Genomic DNA, 18,729 nt, shown 5'->3' with positions numbered 1-18,729 from the left:
TAGCGCTAGCCGTTGACCAGTTCGCGCACCTTGTCCACGATCTGATCCGCCGGAACCTCCAGCGTTTCACCACCGCGGATACGCAGCTCAATGATTCCGTCGGCGAAGGAACGACCGAGGATCACAATGAACGGCATACCCAGAAGTTCAGCATCCTTGAACTTGACGCCTGGGGAGACCTTCGGGCGATCGTCGAAAAGCACATCGATGCCGGCCTTTTCAAACTCGCCCACCAGGCGCTCACCCTCTTTGAGCGCGGCCTCATCCTTGTTAGCCACGGCGAGGTGCACCTGGTACGGCGCGATCTCCTTCGGCCAGACCAGGCCCTTCTCATCGTGGGTCTGCTCCGCGATCACGGCGAGCATGCGGGTCACGCCGATGCCGTAAGACCCCATTGTCGGAACAGCACGCTTGCCGTTCTCGTCGAGGATCTGCACATCCATCGCCTCGGTGTACTTACGGCCAAGCTGGAAGATGTGGCCCAGCTCAATGCCGCGCGCCAGCTTCACAGTGCCGTTGCCGCTTGGCGACGGGTCACCCTCCTTGATCTCCGCTGCCTCGATGAACTCATCGACCTCGAAATCGCGGCCAGCCACCAGGCCAACAACGTGCTTCTGCGGCGCATCCGCACCGGTGATCCAGGAGGAACCAGCAACCACGCGCGGGTCGGCGTAGACCTTCACACCGTTGGCGTTCAGTGCCTTCGGGCCGACGTAGCCCTTCACCAGGAAGGAGTTCTTCTTGAAGTCCTCTTCGCTGGCCAGCTCAAACGTGGCCGGCTCCAGAGATGCTTCGAGTCGCTTCTCATCCAGCTCACGGTCACCCGGGATGAGCACACCAGTCAGCTGCGGGCCGACCGGCTTGCCATCCTCGTCCACCTGGCGCGGATCGTTGACCTTCACAACCATGCACTTGAGGGTGTCAGTGGCTTCGACCGGGCGGCCGTCGATAAGCACGCCCACGCTGTTTGCCCACTCGACGAGCGTCTCAATCGTCTCCGACTTCGGCGTGTCATGCACGACCGCTTCCGGCTGGCCCTCGATCGGCTGCTCCGCCGGAGGAACCGTCACCACAGCCTCTACGTTCGCCGCGAAATCCCCCGCGGTGGAGACAACAAATGTGTCCTCGCCGTTGTCCGAGTATGCGAGGAATTCTTCGGAGGCGGAACCACCCATCGCACCTGACGTGGCCTGGCAAATCTCATACTTCAGGCCCACGCGGTCAAAGATCCGCTCGTACGCGCCACGGTGCTTCGTGTAGGACTCATCCAGGCCCTCATCGGACATGTCGAAGGAGTAAGAGTCCTTCATCACGAACTCACGGCCACGCAGAATGCCCGCGCGCGGACGCGCCTCATCGCGGTACTTCGTCTGAATCTGGTACAGCGTCACCGGGAAATCCTTGTACGACGAGTACAAGTCCTTCACGGCGAGCGTGAACATCTCCTCATGCGTCGGGCCCAGCAGCATGTCCGTGCCCTTGCGGTCCTTCAGACGGAACAGATCATCGCCGTACTCTGTCCAACGGTTCGTCGCCTCATACGGCTCACGCGGCAAAAGCGCCGGGAACAGGAGCTCCTGTGCACCGATCGAGTTCATCTCCTCGCGCACAATCTCCTCGATGTTGCGCACAGCCCGCAAACCGAGCGGCAACCACGAATACACGCCCGGCGCCGCACGGCGAATATACCCGGCGCGCACCAGCAGCTTGTGGCTGGGCACCTCAGCATCAGCAGGGTCTTCGCGCAGCGTGCGCAGGAACAGCGTGGACAAACGTGTGATCATGCCCGTCATCTTAACCCTGCCCGTGGACATGTAGTTTGGACGGCATGCTGATTGTGCTTCCGCCTTCTGAAACCAAAGCTCCCGGCGGCGAAATGGATGGCATCGACGTCTCTTTCCCATCCCTCGATTCGATCCGCAATGAGATCATGGATGACCTTGCCGCACTCGAGCTCGACGAGATGATGTCCGCGCTCAAACTCCCTCCGACCAAGCGCGAGGAAGCCGCGGAGAACCTCTCGCTGCGCTCAGCGCCCGTCATGCCCGCCATCTACCGGTATACGGGAGTGCTTTATGACGCATTGTCTGCCGACACCCTCCTCGACCCCGCCCTGGCGCGCCTGGCCATCGGCTCCGCCCTCTTCGGCGTTGTCCGCGCCGGCGACATGATCCCCCGCTACCGGCTCTCCGGTGGCTCGAAACTTCCGTCTCAGCGCAGTACCCCCACCATGAAAGCCCGCTGGGGCACCGCCATCACCGACGCTCTGCTCGCGGTGGATGATCTGATCGTGGACATGCGCTCCGGCGCTTACCAGCAACTCGGCCCTGTGCCCGACGCGATCACCGTCCGCGTCGAGTCGTTGCAGGAGGATGGCACACGCAAGGTGGTCAGCCACTTCAACAAGCACTACAAAGGCGAGCTCGCCCGCGTGCTGGCCACCGCTCCCGATGCGGACTCGGTCACTGATATCGAGGGTGTCGCAGCCATCGCTGAGGCTGCCGGGATGACGGTGGAAGTGGATGGGAACCGGCTGACGCTCGTCGTTTAGCTATTGAGCGGTTTGACTATGGCACCTGAAGGCCAAAACTGCCCTGGGGTTTTAGGCGTCGTCGCTCGCCATAGTCAAACGGACCCGTTAGCCCTCAATGCCGCCATGACCCCCGCGACGAAACCATCTGGGTCCCGTAACAGGTCTGCCGGCTTCACCCGGCGCACCACATAGCCACTGTTCTGAATCTGCACTTCCCGCTCACGCTCACGCCGGAGGGTCTCCGCGAGCGGCCGATAGGTGGCGTCGTCGTATTTCACTTCTCCGTCGACCTCGATGACAACCCGGCCGATCAGCAGATCTACCAGGTACGGCCCGATAGGGGCTTGGGTGGACGGAGCCAGACCAGCACAAATCAGCAAAGCTCGCGCGTAGCTTTCATACGGCGACTGCGAGTTCGCCACCGCGTGCGCGAGAGCTTTCCGCACCACTGCCACTCCCTTCTTGCCACGCATCGCATCGACGGTGGCTTCCAGTTCATCGCGGGTCGTGGTGCGCGATGCGAGCAGCCAGTCGAATGCCACGAGCCCTTCGGCGAATCCGTGGCGGATAGCAATGTCGACCGCGGTGCGGATAGGCGTGGTCACTGCGAACCCGCCATAGGCTTCGATGTAGCCAATCTCATGTGGTGCAAGGGTGCCGCGGTGGTAGCTCACCCCTTCCGCCCACCGCGACCGTTGTGGCACTCCACCGCTGGGCAGCATGAGCTCCACGGTCTCTTCACTAGTCGCAACAACCCACATGTTGGTCAGCCGCGCAGCCGCACGCCCCGTCAGCACAGCCTTCGGATGGCTGTGTGCCACGGCCGCCGCGCGCAGCCAGCGCTTTTCATAGCTGGTCAACCCACGGTGAACCTCCGCACTAATCGCACGCAGTGCGCTCACTGCCACCATGTGCTCATCGCTTCTTCGCTTATCGACGAGCCCTTCCACCAAACCTATTCCCCTATCCACGTTCATATGTCCCCCTTTAGTGAATTGTTGTTCTCATTTACTTGGACTGCCCTAGACCCCGATTTGGTTCCCTCCGTGGCTAAAGTTGTTCTATGTCCTCCCGAACTATTTATGGTGTCGCAGTAGCTTTTGCGCTGTTCAGCTTCGCGTTGATCGTGCTGAATATTGATGCCGCGCCGGACAATATTCCTGTGCACGTGGGCCCAGGTGGTGAGGTCGACCGGACCCAGCCGAAGTCCATCCCCTCCGCTACCTTCGGCGTGTGGTACTCCGTGCTGCTCCTCGTGCTCGTGGCTTTCGCAGCGCCACGGCCAGCCATGGCTCAGATGCGATTCCCTGTTACTGCCGAGGAACCCGCTATCCCCTTCTCCAACACCGCCGCCGATAAGGCTGCCACCCTACTCAGCATCACCCAGCGCTCACTCGCATGGCTGGCGTTGGCCACCGTCGTGCCGATGTGCCTCATGCAGTTCACTCTCACCTTCCCCTCCTATGGGGATTACCTCATCGCCACCATCATCCTGCTGATAGTCAGCATCATCGCCGCACTGGGCTACACGTTTGTTCAGATCTCCCGCTGGCAGGACCAGTTGGCAGCCATGCCCACCGACGATGAGGAGCGCACCCGCCAGAAGTACTTCGGCTTCGGTGGCGGCATGGGCTTCTACAACAAATCCAACGACCCGATGGTCGCCTGGGTCTCCCCCTTCAACCAAAGCAAGGTGGATCTGAACTGGGCTCACGCACCGGTGAAGCGGTACGTCCTCACGCTCGTGGTGCTGATCGTGATTGTGACAGTGGCGCCGTTTTTGACGTTCTAGGCTGAGGTCACTGCGTTACGCGCAAGACGGTGAAGGTTTTGTCACGCGCCACCTGTTTCACCGATGTGAAGCGGCGCTCCACTTCCCCGCGGTAGCGCAAGTGGGAGTTATGCACCAGGTAGAGCTCGCCGTTGAGGGTGAGGAGGCGCACGGCGGCGTCGAGAAGCTTCTGCACCAAGGTGGCGTCGACGGCAGTACCGTCGTGGAACGGTGGGTTCAGGGCGACGGTGTCAAAGGATGCATCCGGGAACCGTGAGCCAGCATCATCCCACGTGGCATCCAGGCCGATGGCGCGGGCGGAGAGGACAGCGTCAGCATCGGAGTCTGTCGCCTGCGAATCAAGGGCACGAGTAACGGAACCGTTGCCGCAGCCGAGATCAAGCAGCCTGCCCGGCTCAGCGGGCAGGCAGGAGCGCAGCAGCTCCCCACCGCGGTCCGGTTTCGCCCCGGAGAAGACGCCGCCGTAGGCAACGAGGCCGTCCCCACGCACCGGCTCGTAGGTCACGGAGCGCGGGCCGGTGGCAACGAGGCAGCGGAATTTCCCGCGACCGCGAGAGGCACTGACATCGCTGAAAGATTCCGCGAGCGTCGCGTTCATGCCGCGCGAGAGGTGCTTGTTATTCCCGCCGAGCACCACGCGGACGTCTTCGTAGCCAGCACCAGCGATAGAACGCGCGAGGTAGTCCAGCCGCGCTAGGGACTTGGGCATCTCCCCTATTGCCACGGCGGATCCGCTCGCACCGGCCAGGAACTCGTCCAGCCGCACATCACCGGCAACCACGACACCAAGCGACGCGGCCTCCTGGCTGCGCGCGTAATCCGAGTCCAGGAACACCACAGGGCCACCTTCCGCCAGCGCCGCGCGGGTGAGGTCCAAGGTGGGGTCGTGGCAAATGAGAGTGGTGGCGGTGGCGCGGATCGGCGCTTCGTCGATGATGAGGCGATCGAGCGTGCGCATCGTGGCGGTTCCGTTCATGGCGCCCAAGTCTAGGGTGGGGCACATCAGTAGTGGTAGCGGGCCTGCAGGATGATCAGATCATCACCGTCCACCAAATAAATGAGCCGGTGTTCCTGCGTGATCCGCCGCGACCAGGCCCCTTCCGCACCATATTTGAGGGGCTCCGGTTTCCCGATCCCTTCGAACGGATCACGCATCGTGTCTCGGATCAACTGGTTGATGCGCTTCAGCGTCTTACGGTCCTCACGCTGCCAATACTGATAGTCCTCCCACGCGTGGGCGACCCACACCAGACGCATTAGTTCTCGATCGCGTGCTCTACAAACTCACCCGCACGCGCAGCTTCGTAAGCATCGAGAACTCGACGTGCATTCGCGGGGGAACGGAAGATATGAGCAGTCTCCTCCCAGGCGGCGTAATCATCCGCCGACATGAGGACCGCGTTGCCGGAACGGGACGTTATTTCCACGACAGAACGATCGTTGTTAACACGCTCAATGAGTGGGAACAGCGTCCGCCGTGCTTCACTAGCGCTTAGTGCCATGACCCCTCCTTAGTTGTACCGCTTTACCGTACCACACGGTCAGCCTGTCTACGCTGGCCATATGCTCGCCCTGAAACACTCTTTCGCCGACGCACTGCCCTCCATGGCGGTCGAAGCACGCGGCGCGGACTTCCCGGCCCCTCAAATCGTGGTGCTCAATGAAGCGCTGGCGCGGGACCTCGGGCTAGACCCCACGTGGCTGCACAGCGACGACGGTCTCCGGTGGATATCGGGGGCCGACGGCGGGCACGCCACCGCGTACGCCGGGCACCAGTTCGGGCAGTTTGTGCCATTGCTTGGCGATGGCCGCGCCCTCCTCCTCGGCGACCTCCCCACCGCGGACGGCCGCATAGAAATTCAGCTCAAAGGCTCCGGCCCGACACCTTTCTCCCGCCCGGGTTCGGATGGTCGCGGGGCACTCGGACCAATGCTGCGGGAGTATCTGGTGAGCGAGTTCATGCACGCGGTGGGTGTTCCCACGACCCGCTCTTTAGCGGTGTTGACCACCGGGGAGACGGTACTACGGCAGCAGGGTTATGTGCCGGGCGGGATCGTGGTACGAGTGGCGCGTAGCCACCTGCGTATCGGATCGGTTCAGTATGCAGCCTCACGGTCCCCGGAGCTCGCAGAAAAGCTTATCGACGCCGCCGGATTCGACGCGCCGGAAGATCTCCTTGCCACCGTCATGGCACGCCAGCTCGACCTGGTTGCGCAGTGGATGCGCATCGGCTTTGTCCATGGGGTGTTGAACACCGACAACGTTGCCTTGTCCGGCGAGACGATTGACTATGGCCCGTGCGCCTTCACTGAGAAGTTTCGGCCGGCGGCTGTGTTTTCCTCCATCGATGCGCAGGGCCGCTACGCATTTGGGAATCAGCCGGACATCATGGCATGGAACCTCACGCGCCTGGCGGAGGCTCTATTACCAGTGAGCAACACCGACGCAATGCAGGAAGTCCTCGCAGACATGGAACCCACCTGGCACCGCGCGTGGGAGAAACACGTGCCTGCCCCGCAGGCGCTGGCCCAAGCGGATGACATCACCACGTACAACCACGAACACCACGGCGGTCCGCTGTTCATCCCGCGTAACCGAATGCTTGATCGTGCCATCAGCAGTGCTGAACGCGATGGCGACTTGCAGCCGTTCATTGAGCTGCTCACCGCCGTAACGGACCCCTATAACGCAGAAGCGGGCCCGGCCTGGATGGCCGAGCCCGAGGGGGATGACGGCGAACCGTTCATCACCTTCTGCGGTACTTAAGCACTTAGCGGTTGAGCTTCAGTGCCTCTTGGGTCTCTGCCCACTGCTTCTCGTACAGGTCACGCTCACGCATGAGGGTCTTGCCGTAGGTAGGAATCATCTCGTAGAGCTTCGGGCTCCACTCGATCATGCGCTCACCGAAGCAACGCTCAAGCAGCTCGAGCATCGCAGCCGGAGCGATCGACGCACCCGGGGAAGCACCGAGGATGCCGGCGATAGTGCCATCCTGGTTGTTGACCAGGGCGGTACCGAACTCCAGGGAGCCGAAGTGTGGCGGGGTTGCTGGCTTAATGATCTGGACGCGCTGGCCAGCAATGACAGCCTCCCAATCCTTGCCGTCAGCGGACGGCATGTACTCGTGCAAGTCGTGCACGCGGCCGTCGAAGGACTTGAACACTTCCTCCACCAGGTACTTGACTAGGCCGAAGTTCCATGCAGCAACACCCAGGTAGGACGGGATGTTGTCCACGCGGATGGACTTGAACAGGTCGAAGTAGGAGCCTTCCTTCAGGAACTTCGGCGTCCAACCACCGAACGGGCCGAAGAGGAGAGACTGCTTACCGTCGATAACGCGCAGGTCCAGGTGCGGGACGGACATCGGCGGGGCACCCACCTTTGCCTTGCCGTACACCTTGGCCTGGTGCTTAGCCACGAGTTCCGGGTTGGTGGTGCGCAGCCATGCACCCGAGATGGGGAAACCTGCGTAGCCGCGAACCTCAGGCACCTTGGCCTTGCGCAGCAGGTCGAGGGCGTAGCCGCCAGCACCGACGAAGACGAAGCGAGCCTTGGTGGTTTCCTTGGCACCGGTGTGCAGGTTCTTGGCGGTGACCTTCCAGAAGCTGCCTTCACGTTTGATGTCCACAACCTCATGGCCGTAGCGGACCTCGGTGCCCTGGGTCTGGGAGTGATCGATGAATTGCTTGGTCAGTGCACCGAAGTTGACGTCCGTACCAGCGTCAACCCAGGAGATGGCCACAGGCTCAGCGTCAAAATCACGCTGCTCAGCCATGAGAGGCAGCTTCTCAGCGAACTTCTCCCGGTCATCGGTGAACTGCATGTCCGGGAACATGTAGTTCTCGGACAGCGCCTCGTAGCGGTGCTTCAGGTACTCAATCTGATCGTGGCCCTGCGCGAAGGACACGTGCGGGACAGGGTTGATGAACTCGGTCGGGTCAGACAGCACGCCCTCATTGAGCTGATGGGTCCAGAACTGGCGGGAGACCTGGAACTTCTCATTGATTGCCACAGCCTTGGTCACATCAATGCGGCCGTTCTTCTCCGGCGTGTAGTTGAGCTCGCACAGTGCGGAGTGGCCGGTACCCGCGTTGTTCCAGGGGAAGGAAGACTCCTGCGCTGCGCCATCAAGGCGCTCGTAAATGAGCTGAGACCAGGATGGCTCGAGCTGGCGGAGCATTGCCCCCAGTGTCGCGCTCATGACACCCGCACCAACTAGGAGGACATCAACCTCGTCCCCTGTCGAGTGGTTGTTCGCTGTTTGGGACTGCTTCGTTGACACCTTTTGACCTCTTCGATCTTGTCGCCGTGTTTGCTTTACGTGAATACTACCCCTCCCCATCATTCCACCCGAAACGCGGTATCGGACCCAAATCAAATGTCCGCATCAAACTAAAATCCAGCCCCCCTATGATGTGTGACATGAAACTCGATTCCTTGAGTTGGACCACGGACGAACTCGGCAGTAATTACCGGAGCGCCACGTTGCCCCTTGGACCTGATCCGGATGACGCGGGGGACGTGTCTGCGGTTCTGGTGCAGGCGCTCCCGGATGAGGTGACGGGCAAGCCGGCTCTGCTGTGGGTGCATGGCATGTCGGACTACTTCTTCCAGGACCATGTGGCACAGCACTACAAGGAGCTCGGCTACCCCTTCTACGCGCTGGATCTGCGCAAATGCGGCCGTGCCCACCGCAGCGGTCAGCGCTGGCACTACACCACGGACATGCGCTACTACTTCGACGAGCTGACGGAGGCAACCAAGCGCATCGCCGAGAAACACGGCAGCGTCATTCCCCTGGCGCATTCCACCGGTGGCCTCATCACCCCGCTGTGGCTGGATCATCTGCGCCGGCATGACCCGACAACGCACGCGCTGGTTGCCGGCCAAGTGCTCAACAGTCCGTGGCTGGACATGCAGTTCCCGTCGTGGGTGGTGGCGGTAACTACCCCGCTCGTAGACATTATGGGCAAGCGCTTTCCGCTGTGCCCACTCCCTTCGATCGGTGAGGCCACCTACGGGGAGTCCATTTATAAAGGTGCGCACGGTCGCTGGGACTATGACACGGACAAGAAAGCCATGGGTGGCCACAAGAAATTTCTTGGCTGGTTCCGTGCGGTGATGGTCGCGCAGAAGGACATCCACGACGGCGCGGTGGATTCCGGCGTGCCCACTCTCACGCTGTGTTCTGCACACTCATATCTGAACAAGCCGTATTCCGCGGCAGCCGATACGGCAGACACGGTGCTCGACGTCAAACAGATTCAGCGTTGGGCGCCACACGTCTCCAGCGCGCCCGGCAGCACCACCGCCGTCATTGACGGCGCTCTCCATGACGTTTTCCTCTCCGCCCCACTCGCCCGCCAGAATGCGTTCCGGGAGTTGGATGGGTGGCTGGAGGGGCTCGTCGAAAAGCGAAAGGCTCAATAATGACGCATTATGACTACATTGTGCTGGGCTCCGGCTCCGGCAATTCTTTTCCCACACCCGAGTTCGACGGCAAGAGCATCGCGCTTATCGACGAAGCCCCGCGCTTCGGCGGCACCTGCCTCAACCACGGCTGCATCCCCACGAAGATGTTCGTTGTCGCGGCGGATACCGCGGAATCAGCGGCGGAATCGGCGCGCCTCAACATCCGTACCTCCTTCGAGGGGGCGGACTGGCCGGCGATCGTGGACCGCGTGTTCACCAACCGCATCGACGCGATCTCGCGCGGTGGTGAGGAGTACCGGCGCGGCGATGAGTGCCCGAACATCGACATCTACGACGGGCATGCTGAGTTCATCGGCCCGAAGACCATTCGCACCTCCCGCGATGGTGAGCCTGCGGAGATCACCGCCGACACGATCGTCCTGGCAGCTGGGTCCCGTTCTTTCATCCCGGATGTCATCGCTGAATCCGGCGTGCCGTACCTGACCAACGAATCCGTCATGCGCCTGCCCGCGCAGCCCGAGTCCCTGACCATCCTCGGTGGCGGGTATATCGCGATGGAATTCGCGCACATCTTCCAATCCCTGGGCACCCACGTGCGCATTGTGAACCGTTCGCCTTTGATGCGCCATCTAGACCGTGACCTGGCTGCACGCTTTAATACGCTGGCTACGGACCGCTACGAAACGCACCTTGGCCGCACCGTTGCCTCCGCGTCCCACGATGACCACGGCGTCACGCTCATGCTTGACGACGGCACCGCCGTCACCTCCTCCGCCCTCCTCGTCGCCACTGGCCGTGTGCCCAACGGCGACCGCCTCGGCGCGGCTGCTGGCGGTGTGGAACTGCATGAGGATGGCCGCGTGAAAGTTGATGAGTTCGGTCGCACCACCGCTGATGGCGTGTGGGCGCTGGGCGATGTCTCCTCGCCCTTCATGCTCAAGCACGTGGCCAACGCGGAACTACGCGCGGTACGCCACAACATCCTGCGCGTTGCTGCCGGCGATGAATCCGGCATGGTGCCCATGCCCCATGACCACGTGCCATCCGCGGTGTTCACCTCCCCGCAGATCGCTACCGTTGGTCTCACGGAACAACAGGCTATCGAGGCAGGCTACGACGTCACCTGCAAGATCCAGAACTACGGCGACGTCGCCTACGGCTGGGCGATGGAAGACACCACCTCAATTGTGAAACTTGTCGCCGACCGGCGCACCGCCCGCCTCCTCGGCGCACACTACATGGGGCCGCAGGCATCGACCCTCATCCAGCAAATGATCACGGTGATGGCTTTCGACCTTGATCTCCGTGAAGTCGCCCGACACCAATATTGGATTCACCCCGCATTAGGTGAGGTAACTGAGAACGCCATCTTAGGCCTCGATTTCACTTTTCCCGAGGTCTAAGCCAAAAACTTTCACCGTTCAGTAATCAACCTGAGCATGCTCCTAAGTTTTTCACAGTTAAAACCCGCCAACTTTTGCGTCTACCAGCATGAATGCGCTAACCTGTTCAACGTTCCCTGGAAGCGAACCGAGTGCCACCGCGCACCCGTTCTCCATATTGGACTAGAAAAGGAATCGTAAATATGCGTAACCTTCGCAACATCGCCCTCGCAGGCGCAACCGCAGTCGCGCTGACCTTCGGCAGCACCTCCGTCGCAATCGCCGAGGATGCCAACGCTCAGACCCAGCAGAGCTCCCAGCAGGGCGGAAGCCTGGCAAACAAGATCGGCAAGGGAATCTTCAAGATCAAGGGCGCTGAGACCGAGTCTGACACCCTGAAGGGTCGCGAGATCTTCGGCACCCAGAGCAGCCTCTCCGAGCAGCCGGTTGGCGCGAAGCTCCTCTACTCCCTGACCGTTATCCTCGGTGCGGCAGCTGTGCTCGGCATGATCATCGCTCCGATCGACAACTTCATCAAGTACGGCCCGCACGCTAAGTAACTGCGTTCGAACTCCCATACTCATTTCAACTTCTAGAAAGTAAGGAAACAACATGCGTAAGTTCCGCAACGCAGCTCTCGCTGCAGCAACCGCAACCGCCGTCGCTTTCGGTGGCGTCACCGTCGCTGGCGCTGAGGAGGCCCAGGAGACCGCTCCGTCCGCATTCGTCTCCGGCTCCAGCACCAAGAACCCGAACAACACTGAGATCAAGGACGTCCTGAAGCAGGGCTTTGATGGTATGTCCAGTGGCAAGGGCTTCTCGGGATTCGGTCACGCTACCGACGCAGATAAGCCGGCATTCCTGACCTTCCTGTTCGGCAAGGAGAAGAAGGACGGCGAAACCCCGCAGTGGGCACTGATGTGGCGCGACGCTATCGACTGGTTCGCACTGCTCGCTGGCCTCGGCGCACTGATCGGCCTGGGCAACTGGGCTCTGCACGAGGGCCTGCTGCCGCAGCTCTAAATCTCAGCGTCCGCAGTTCTAGAAGCTGCGCGCTAGTTAATTCAAGAAGACCGCGTATGCCGCGGTCTTCTTTTTGTTTGCCCCCTGGTTCGAAGCGATGTACCGCGGTCTAATGGTTAGCGCTGGGAATCGGGGAGGGTGAGGATCTCGTTGCCGTCCTCGGTGATGAGGATGGTGTGCTCAAACTGGGCCGTGTACTCACCATCGGTGTTCTGGACGGTCCAACCGTCGTCCCAGATCTCATAGTCAAGCCCGCCGAGGTTAATCATGGGCTCGATCGTGAGCGTCATGCCTGGTTCCAACACGTCCGTGTACGCATCAGAGTCGTAGTGGAGCACCACCAGCCCATTATGGAAGGTGGGGCCCACGCCGTGGCCAGTGAAGTCGGTGACCACGTTGTAGCCGAAGCGCTTGGCGTAGGACTCAATGACACGACCGATCACGTTGACCTGACGGCCCGGCTTGGCGGCGCGGATGCCGCGCATCATCGCTTCATGTGTGCGCTCAACCAGCAGCTTGTGCTCCTCGGCAACCTCACCAGCGAGGAAAGTAGCGTTAGTGTCGCCGTGGACGCCGTTCTTGTAGGCAGTGACGTCGATATTGCAGATGTCGCCTTCCTGGATCACGGTGGTGTCCGGGATGCCGTGGCACACGATCTCATTAAGCGACGTGCAGCAAGACTTTTCAAAACCGCGGTAGCCGAGCGTCGACGGGTACGCGCCGTGGTCAAGCATGTACTCGTGGGCGATACGGTCAATCTCATCGGTGGTCACGCCAGGCGCCACCGCCGCGCCGGCAGTCTCCAGGGCGTTGGCTGCGATGCGGGATGCTTCGCGCATCTTCTCAATGACCTCGGGTGTCTGCACAAACGGCTCGCCAATATTCTCCGCGACCGTGTCCTTCCAAACGTATTCCGGACGCTCAATGGAATCCGGCACGGTGCGGATCGGGGTGGGTTTTCCAGGTGTCAGTTTTCCGCGTGGGTTCATGGGTGCCATGGTAGTCCCGCGGGTTTCTGTCTAAGCGCCCGCCTCATCGATATTGCGCAGCATCGCATCCGTGACAGCAACCGCAGCCTCAGATCCGCCGCCAAGAACGATGAGGGTGGCAAAGGCAATATCATCATCCCGGTAGCCGGTGAACCAGGAGTGGGAGCCGCCGTTGATCTCAGCCTCGCCGGTCTTGCCGCGGATGTCGCCGCCAGCACTCATGCCACCAGCGGTGCCGCCAGGACTGACAACGGCTTTCATCATGTCCTGCAGCCCCGCCACTGCGTGCGGCTCAAGCTTCGGCGCCTGTTCGCTGGCCTTGGTCTCCTTGCCCTTAATCAAGTACGGCGTCGGCACCTCCCCGCGCGCGGCCGTTGCGGACACGAGCGCCATGCCAAACGGGCTGGCCAAGTCATGGCCCTGCCCATAGCCGGCCTCGGTACGGTCGAGCGGCTCCTCACCAACGGGGATCGAGCCAGTCAAGGTATCCAGGCCAGTGATGTCATAGTCAACGCCCAAGCCAAATTGCTTTCCGACGTCCTTTAGCTCCCCCGGCGCCAACTTCGTCGAAATATCCGCAAAAGTGGTGTTGCATGAACGCGCGAACGCAGTCTGCAACGGCACATCGCCAGCACCAGAACCCGCGTAGTTAGTCACGATACGCCCGTAGATATTCATCGTTCCCGGGCACGGCACGATAGAGTCCGGGTTGAGTCCCTGCTTTTCCAGGCCAGCAGCAGCGGACACGATCTTGAACGTCGAGCCCGGCGGGTACTGGCCCATGAGAGCAAGGTTGCCGTCCTTGTCCGCCTCAGGCGTTTGAGCAACGGCAAGGATCTCCCCCGTCGACGGGCGAATGGCCACGATCATCGCCTTCTGTCCGGCGATCGGTTCAAGTGCCTTCTCCGCAGCGACCTGCACCTTGTGCGAGAGGCTGATGCCAATGGACGGCGACGGCTTCGCGTCGTGCTTCTCCACGTCCTCGAGCTCATTGCCGTTCTCATTCACAATGGCAATTTTCCAGCCCGCATCGCCTTCCAAGTCCCCGCGCACAACTTCCCCGATGCGCGCCATGATGTCTGGCGCAAAACCCGGATTCGCATTGACCATCGCGGCTTCCTCATTGAGCCGCACTCCGGGGATGCCCTTCAGTGCGGCATCAGCGACCGCATGGGCGGTAGCAGGGATCATCGCCACGGAGTACGCTCCGGAAGCCGCCTCCAGCTCCTTCTGCAAGTCCCCCGCATCGCGCGTGGGTACCGCCTTATCCGTCGCATGGGCATTGGCCAAAGCATTGGAGATCGAGATCGCGGTCTCCGAGACACTACGCACGGAACCCTTATCGACGAGCAACCGATACGCCACCCCCGGACTCAACAGCGCCACACCATCCGAGGACACAACACTCGCTTGCTTCGCCGGAACCGTGCGCAGCTCAAGGTGCTGGTTCGCACCCAAGCGCGGGTGCAACACTGACGGTTGCCAGCGCACAGTCCACTCGTCGTTAGACTGCGTCAGCGTCATCGATGCGTCATAAGACACGTGCCGGTCCCGCGGCAACGCCCACTCCAAGGTGTAGTGGGCAGTAGCGATGTTCTCTTTTTGCTCGATGTAGTTCAGCGTCGCATCCAACGCCTCTGCCTGCAGGCCACTGACGGTAGCGGAGGCAGAGGAGGTGGCGTTCTGGGGGACGTCGACAAGCTGCGCGAGGGCCTCATAATCGAAGTCCTGCAATGCATCGAGCAGATCCTGTGCCACAGGCTTCGCGGGGTTCGGCTTCGGCGTGCACGCGGTCGCACCCAACGCAACAACCAGAACCGCAAGCAGCGCAAGGACCCGAGGCTTCATCGTTCTACTTCGTCACCTTGACTTCCGCCTTGGCGCCCGCGATCTCCTCGAGGCCTTCCTCTTCCGCGATGCGCATCGCGTGCGCAATCAGCGTTTCCACGATCTTCGACTCCGGCACCGTCTCCACAACCTCGCCCTTGACAAAGATCTGGCCCTTGCCGTTACCGGAAGCGACACCGAGGTCCGCATCACGCGCCTCGCCGGGGCCATTAACCACACAGCCCATCACGGCCACGCGCAACGGGTACTCCATACCCTCAAGACCGGCAGTGACTTCCTCAGCGAGCTTGTACACATCCACCTGGGCGCGGCCACATGACGGGCAGGACACGATCTCCAGCTTGCGCGGGCGCAGATTGAGCGACTGCAGGATCTGGTCGCCGACCTTGATCTCCTCCACCGGGTCAGCGGAAAGCGACACGCGGATGGTGTCACCGATCCCCTCAGCGAGCAGCGCACCGAAAGCCACAGAGGACTTGATGGTGCCCATGAACTTCGGGCCCGCCTCGGTGACACCGAGGTGCAGCGGGTAATCCGTCTTCGCGGCGAGCTGGCGGTAGGCCTCCACCATGAGTACCGGGTCAGAGTGCTTCACGGAGATAGCAATGTCGCCGAAGCCATGCTCCTCGAACAAGCTCGCCTCCCACACCGCGGACTCCACGAGAGCCTCCGGCGTGGCCTTGCCATACTTCTCCAGCAGACGCTTATCCAAAGAGCCGCCGTTAACACCAATACGAATCGGGATACCCGCGTCCCCAGCAGCCTTAGCCACTTCTTTCACGCGGCCGTCGAATTCCTTGATGTTGCCCGGGTTGACGCGGACGGCAGCGCAGCCAGCATCAATGGCCGCGAAGATGTACTTCGGCTGGAAGTGAATATCCGCGATAACCGGGATCGGCGACTTCTGTGCAATCGCCGGCAACGCCTCCGCGTCCACCGTCTTCGGGCAGGCCACGCGCACGATGTCGCAACCAGACGCCGTCAGCTGCGCGATCTGCTGCAGGGTGGCGTTAATGTCGTGCGTCTTCGTCGTCGTCATCGACTGCACACTAATCGGGTGATCGGATCCGACACCTACTCCACCCACGAACAACTGGCGGGTTTTACGACGCGGAGCAAGAGTCGGAGGCGGGCCTTCCGGGATGCCCAAACCGATGGGAAGATTCATAGACCTAAGACTAACACCGGTTCCGTCAGCCAAAGAGACGCACGGGGTTGACCACGTCGGCGACAATGACCAACACGCCCACACCCAACAGGAGCGCCGCCATCGCGTACGTGATCGGCGCCAACTTCTGGTAGTTCACCGGCTCCCCCGCCGGCAGCCCGCGCAGCGCGCGCAGCCGATCACGGATTGCTTCATACAGAACCACCGCGATGTGCCCACCATCCAATGGTGGCAGCGGGATCAGGTTGAACAGGGCCAGGAAGAAGTTCAGGGAAACCAGCAGGAAGAAGAACACCGCCCACATGGAGCGCTCCACCAGCTCACCACCGGCCCGCGACGCACCGACCACACTGATCGGCCCCTCCACATCCCGCTCCGCACCGAAGATGGACGCCGCCACCCCCGGCACCTTGCCCGGAAACGCGATGATCCCCTTCACGGATGCTGACAGCATCTCCCCGGACACACGCGCGGTTGCCGGCACTGCTTCGACCGGACCAAAGCGCTTCACGGCATCTTCCACCGGTGCGTTGCTCACACCGATCGCGCCGGCTTCAAAGGCGGTTCCTTCGGGGGTGAGGCGGGTGACGGGGGCCACAGGGACGTCGATAAGCATGCGCTCCCCTGCGCGCTCCACATCAAGCGTGACCGTCTGGTCTGGGCGAGTGAGCACGTACTCGCGGATCTCCACGAACGTGCGCATCTCCTGGCCGTCGATGGCCAAGATCTTGTCGCCGGGGCGCACTCCCGCTTCACCGGCCGGACCAGGGCCCGCGCAGTCGGCGACCGTCCTGGCATCCACCTGGTCAGACGTGCACGACACCTCTCCCACCGTCGGGGTGCGATCTGCGTACGGGTTCGGGATACCGAACGAGACCGCCAGTAGGTACAGCACCATGAACCCGAGAAACAGGTTCATCACAATGCCACCGCTCATCACCGCAACCCGCTGCCACCACGGCTTACGGTACATCGCGTGCGGCTCTTCTTCCGGGGTGAGCGGATCCATCGCGGTCATGCCGGCGATGTCGCAGAACCCGCCGAACGGCAGCGCGGCGATGCCGTACTCCGTCTCCCCCTTCTTCACGGACACAAGCTTCGGGCCGAACCCCACGAAGAAGCGGCGCACGCGCATGCCAAAGGCTTTCGCTGTGAGCATGTGGCCGGCCTCATGCAGCGCGATCGACACAGCGATACACAGCGCGAAGGCAACAATGCCCAGGATGAATGGTCCCACGAACTGCCTTTCCGTCTGGCGCTACGCACTGATGGTTTTAACCCGCTCTATGGCGCGGGCGCGGGCCTCGGTTTCCACGGCCACGATATCGTCGAAGGATGACGGTACCACCGCAAAATCCGACGCCGAATCCAGCACATAGTCGATGGTGTCCACGATCTGCGGGAAGCGGATCTTTCCGGCTAGGAACGCGGCGGCCGCCTCTTCGTTGGCGGCGTTGTACACGGCGGGGAAGGTGCCTCGGGCGCGGGCCACCTCACGTGCAAGGCGAACCGCGGGGAACGCCTCCTCATCGAGTGGCTCAAAGCGCCAATCCATCGCCTGCGTGAAGTCAAGCTTCGGCTGCACGTCCGCCACGCGGTCCGGCCATGCAAGGGCATGCGCGATGGGCATCTTCATCGATGGCGGTGACGCCTGCGCGATCGTCGCACCGTCCACGAAGGTCACCATCGAGTGCACGATGGACTGCGGGTGGACAGTCACGTCGATGATGTCTGGGGAGATGCCAAAAAGCAGCGTTGCCTCGATGAGCTCAAGGCCTTTATTCACCATCGTCGCGGAATTCAGGGTGTTCATCTGCCCCATCGACCACGTCGGGTGCGCGGCGGCCTGCGCGGGGGTGGCGTCCCACATCTGCTCGCGGGTTTGCCCGCGGAAAGGCCCGCCGGAAGCGGTGAGCACGAAGCGCTCCACGTCCTCGGCCCGGCCCGCACGCAAACATTGCGCCATCGCGGAGTGCTCCGAATCGACGGGGACGATCGCGCCGCCACGCGCCATCACGATGTCACCGCCCGCGACGAGTGACTCCTTGTTCGCCAGCGCCAGCACCGCACCGCTGTCCAGCGTGGCCAGCGTCGAAGCCAGGCCCAGCGACCCCACCAGCGCGTTCAACACCACGTCAGCATTCGCGTTGCGCACCAGCGTTTCCGCGGCCGCGTCGCCACGCAAGACCTCGCCGCCGAGCTCACGGCTCACCTCATCAGCAGCTTCTTGCTTAGCGACGCCAACCTGACCCGCCCCCAGCCTCCACTCCCGTGCCTGAGCAACGATGGTGGCCGGGTCCGATCCGGCAGCAGAAATACCCACCAACTCAAAAGCATCGGGGTTGTCCCGAATAACCTCGAGGGCCTGCGTACCGATGGAACCTGTGGAACCCAAAATCACAACTTTGCGCACCGTTTCATTGTCACACAGAGCAGGCATCGGTGAATGTGGGGTCATACTAACGGTGAGGTTCGGGGTGTTTCTGTTCAGACCACCGATTTAGTAACGCCATGGTGAGGATCGAGTAACGCCCGGGTGAGTATCCAGTAACACCCGGGCG

18 protein-coding genes are annotated in these 18,729 nt (G+C 61.8%); 7 read left to right on the top strand and 11 right to left on the bottom strand.

The annotated features are described in order from the left end of the window. Positions 1–5: 5 nt before the first annotated feature. Complete coding sequence (locus QP994_RS05175; protein ID WP_284865618.1) at positions 6–1,784, bottom strand: proline--tRNA ligase; 1,779 nt, start codon at positions 1,782–1,784, stop codon at positions 6–8. A 44-nt stretch (positions 1,785–1,828) separates the two neighbouring features. On the opposite strand from QP994_RS05175, the gene yaaA reads away from it, so the two are divergent. Further along, on the top strand, positions 1,829–2,551 hold the full coding sequence (gene yaaA / locus QP994_RS05170; protein ID WP_284865617.1) for a peroxide stress protein YaaA: 723 nt from the start codon (positions 1,829–1,831) through the stop codon (positions 2,549–2,551). Between the two features lie 74 nt (positions 2,552–2,625). Here the strand turns inward: yaaA and QP994_RS05165 are convergent, their stop codons facing one another. Next, positions 2,626–3,510: a DUF559 domain-containing protein gene (locus QP994_RS05165; protein WP_284865616.1), complete on the bottom strand. Its 885-nt coding sequence runs from the start codon at positions 3,508–3,510 to the stop codon at positions 2,626–2,628. Positions 3,511–3,596: 86 nt separating this feature from the next. Here QP994_RS05165 and QP994_RS05160 point away from each other — a divergent pair, with 86 nt between their 5' ends. Beyond that, positions 3,597–4,325, top strand: coding sequence for a DUF1648 domain-containing protein (locus QP994_RS05160; protein WP_284854695.1), 729 nt, complete (start codon positions 3,597–3,599; stop codon positions 4,323–4,325). Positions 4,326–4,332: 7 nt separating this feature from the next. Here QP994_RS05160 and QP994_RS05155 read toward each other — a convergent pair whose 3' ends face one another. Genes QP994_RS05155 through QP994_RS05145 form a run of 3 tightly spaced genes read right to left on the bottom strand, consistent with a single transcriptional unit; the run spans position 4,333 to position 5,827 of the window. After that, positions 4,333–5,301: a class I SAM-dependent methyltransferase gene (locus QP994_RS05155; protein ID WP_284865615.1), complete on the bottom strand. Its 969-nt coding sequence runs from the start codon at positions 5,299–5,301 to the stop codon at positions 4,333–4,335. Between the two features lie 26 nt (positions 5,302–5,327). Further along, positions 5,328–5,582, bottom strand: a complete 255-nt coding sequence (locus tag QP994_RS05150) for a Txe/YoeB family addiction module toxin (protein WP_076598803.1) — start codon at positions 5,580–5,582, stop codon at positions 5,328–5,330. Continuing rightward, a complete protein-coding gene (locus tag QP994_RS05145) occupies positions 5,582–5,827 on the bottom strand; it encodes a type II toxin-antitoxin system Phd/YefM family antitoxin (protein ID WP_284854686.1) in 246 nt (81 codons plus the stop codon). Before QP994_RS05145 ends, QP994_RS05150 begins: the two co-directional genes overlap by 1 nt. A gap of 61 nt (positions 5,828–5,888) precedes the next feature. Here QP994_RS05145 and QP994_RS05140 point away from each other — a divergent pair, with 61 nt between their 5' ends. Beyond that, a complete protein-coding gene (locus QP994_RS05140; protein ID WP_284854684.1) occupies positions 5,889–7,091 on the top strand; it encodes a protein adenylyltransferase SelO family protein in 1,203 nt (400 codons plus the stop codon). 4 nt (positions 7,092–7,095) lie between these two features. Here QP994_RS05140 and mqo read toward each other — a convergent pair whose 3' ends face one another. Beyond that, positions 7,096–8,526, bottom strand: coding sequence for a malate dehydrogenase (quinone) (gene mqo / locus QP994_RS05135; RefSeq protein ID WP_502870011.1), 1,431 nt, complete (start codon positions 8,524–8,526; stop codon positions 7,096–7,098). A 221-nt stretch (positions 8,527–8,747) separates the two neighbouring features. Here mqo and QP994_RS05130 point away from each other — a divergent pair, with 221 nt between their 5' ends. From QP994_RS05130 to QP994_RS05115, 4 genes are all read left to right on the top strand, one after another. Further along, complete coding sequence (locus QP994_RS05130; protein WP_284865613.1) at positions 8,748–9,755, top strand: alpha/beta hydrolase; 1,008 nt, start codon at positions 8,748–8,750, stop codon at positions 9,753–9,755. After that, positions 9,755–11,161: a mycothione reductase gene (mtr, locus tag QP994_RS05125; protein WP_284865612.1), complete on the top strand. Its 1,407-nt coding sequence runs from the start codon at positions 9,755–9,757 to the stop codon at positions 11,159–11,161. Before QP994_RS05130 ends, mtr begins: the two co-directional genes overlap by 1 nt. 182 nt (positions 11,162–11,343) lie before the next feature. Beyond that, positions 11,344–11,700: a hypothetical protein gene (locus tag QP994_RS05120; RefSeq protein ID WP_284865611.1), complete on the top strand. Its 357-nt coding sequence runs from the start codon at positions 11,344–11,346 to the stop codon at positions 11,698–11,700. Between the two features lie 52 nt (positions 11,701–11,752). After that, the gene (locus QP994_RS05115) at positions 11,753–12,163 is read left to right on the top strand and encodes a hypothetical protein (RefSeq protein ID WP_284865610.1); all 411 of its coding nucleotides are present in this window, start codon (positions 11,753–11,755) and stop codon (positions 12,161–12,163) included. Positions 12,164–12,279: 116 nt separating this feature from the next. Here QP994_RS05115 and map read toward each other — a convergent pair whose 3' ends face one another. From map to dxr, 5 genes are read right to left on the bottom strand one after another with little or no spacing between them, the layout of a single operon-like run. Then, positions 12,280–13,152 carry a type I methionyl aminopeptidase gene (map, locus tag QP994_RS05110; RefSeq protein WP_284865609.1) on the bottom strand — a complete coding sequence of 291 codons (873 nt, stop codon included), beginning with the start codon at positions 13,150–13,152 and terminating at the stop codon, positions 12,280–12,282. 30 nt (positions 13,153–13,182) lie between these two features. Further along, entirely contained in the window at positions 13,183–15,000 is a 1,818-nt protein-coding gene (locus tag QP994_RS05105; protein ID WP_284865608.1) for a penicillin-binding transpeptidase domain-containing protein, read from the bottom strand. A gap of 4 nt (positions 15,001–15,004) precedes the next feature. Then, positions 15,005–16,168, bottom strand: a complete 1,164-nt coding sequence (ispG, locus tag QP994_RS05100; RefSeq protein WP_284854669.1) for a flavodoxin-dependent (E)-4-hydroxy-3-methylbut-2-enyl-diphosphate synthase — start codon at positions 16,166–16,168, stop codon at positions 15,005–15,007. A gap of 25 nt (positions 16,169–16,193) precedes the next feature. Then, positions 16,194–17,405: a M50 family metallopeptidase gene (locus tag QP994_RS05095; protein WP_284865607.1), complete on the bottom strand. Its 1,212-nt coding sequence runs from the start codon at positions 17,403–17,405 to the stop codon at positions 16,194–16,196. 21 nt (positions 17,406–17,426) lie between these two features. Further along, complete coding sequence (gene dxr / locus QP994_RS05090; protein WP_284865677.1) at positions 17,427–18,608, bottom strand: 1-deoxy-D-xylulose-5-phosphate reductoisomerase; 1,182 nt, start codon at positions 18,606–18,608, stop codon at positions 17,427–17,429. Between the last annotated feature and the right edge of the window lie 121 nt (positions 18,609–18,729).

It is taken from the genome of Corynebacterium sp. MSK044 (genome assembly GCF_030232825.1).
In the GTDB taxonomy this organism is placed as follows: Bacteria; Actinomycetota; Actinomycetes; order Mycobacteriales; family Mycobacteriaceae; genus Corynebacterium.
The sequence above is the reverse complement of the archived record's forward strand: the minus strand, read 5'-3'. Positions and strand labels throughout refer to the sequence as shown.

What these genes read in the sequence shown, in the direction of transcription:
- QP994_RS05175 (WP_284865618.1), bottom strand. Translation starts at nt 1,784, where the DNA reads ATGATCACACGTTTGTCCACGCTGTTCCTGCGCACGCTGCGCGAAGAC.
- yaaA (WP_284865617.1), top strand. Translation starts at nt 1,829, where the DNA reads ATGCTGATTGTGCTTCCGCCTTCTGAAACCAAAGCTCCCGGCGGCGAA.
- QP994_RS05165 (WP_284865616.1), bottom strand. Translation starts at nt 3,510, where the DNA reads ATGAACGTGGATAGGGGAATAGGTTTGGTGGAAGGGCTCGTCGATAAG.
- QP994_RS05160 (WP_284854695.1), top strand. Translation starts at nt 3,597, where the DNA reads ATGTCCTCCCGAACTATTTATGGTGTCGCAGTAGCTTTTGCGCTGTTC.
- QP994_RS05155 (WP_284865615.1), bottom strand. Translation starts at nt 5,301, where the DNA reads ATGAACGGAACCGCCACGATGCGCACGCTCGATCGCCTCATCATCGAC.
- QP994_RS05150 (WP_076598803.1), bottom strand. Translation starts at nt 5,582, where the DNA reads ATGCGTCTGGTGTGGGTCGCCCACGCGTGGGAGGACTATCAGTATTGG.
- QP994_RS05145 (WP_284854686.1), bottom strand. Translation starts at nt 5,827, where the DNA reads ATGGCACTAAGCGCTAGTGAAGCACGGCGGACGCTGTTCCCACTCATT.
- QP994_RS05140 (WP_284854684.1), top strand. Translation starts at nt 5,889, where the DNA reads ATGCTCGCCCTGAAACACTCTTTCGCCGACGCACTGCCCTCCATGGCG.
- mqo (WP_502870011.1), bottom strand. Translation starts at nt 8,526, where the DNA reads ATGAGCGCGACACTGGGGGCAATGCTCCGCCAGCTCGAGCCATCCTGG.
- QP994_RS05130 (WP_284865613.1), top strand. Translation starts at nt 8,748, where the DNA reads ATGAAACTCGATTCCTTGAGTTGGACCACGGACGAACTCGGCAGTAAT.
- mtr (WP_284865612.1), top strand. Translation starts at nt 9,755, where the DNA reads ATGACGCATTATGACTACATTGTGCTGGGCTCCGGCTCCGGCAATTCT.
- QP994_RS05120 (WP_284865611.1), top strand. Translation starts at nt 11,344, where the DNA reads ATGCGTAACCTTCGCAACATCGCCCTCGCAGGCGCAACCGCAGTCGCG.
- QP994_RS05115 (WP_284865610.1), top strand. Translation starts at nt 11,753, where the DNA reads ATGCGTAAGTTCCGCAACGCAGCTCTCGCTGCAGCAACCGCAACCGCC.
- map (WP_284865609.1), bottom strand. Translation starts at nt 13,152, where the DNA reads ATGAACCCACGCGGAAAACTGACACCTGGAAAACCCACCCCGATCCGC.
- QP994_RS05105 (WP_284865608.1), bottom strand. Translation starts at nt 15,000, where the DNA reads ATGAAGCCTCGGGTCCTTGCGCTGCTTGCGGTTCTGGTTGTTGCGTTG.
- ispG (WP_284854669.1), bottom strand. Translation starts at nt 16,168, where the DNA reads ATGAATCTTCCCATCGGTTTGGGCATCCCGGAAGGCCCGCCTCCGACT.
- dxr (WP_284865677.1), bottom strand. Translation starts at nt 18,608, where the DNA reads ATGCCTGCTCTGTGTGACAATGAAACGGTGCGCAAAGTTGTGATTTTG.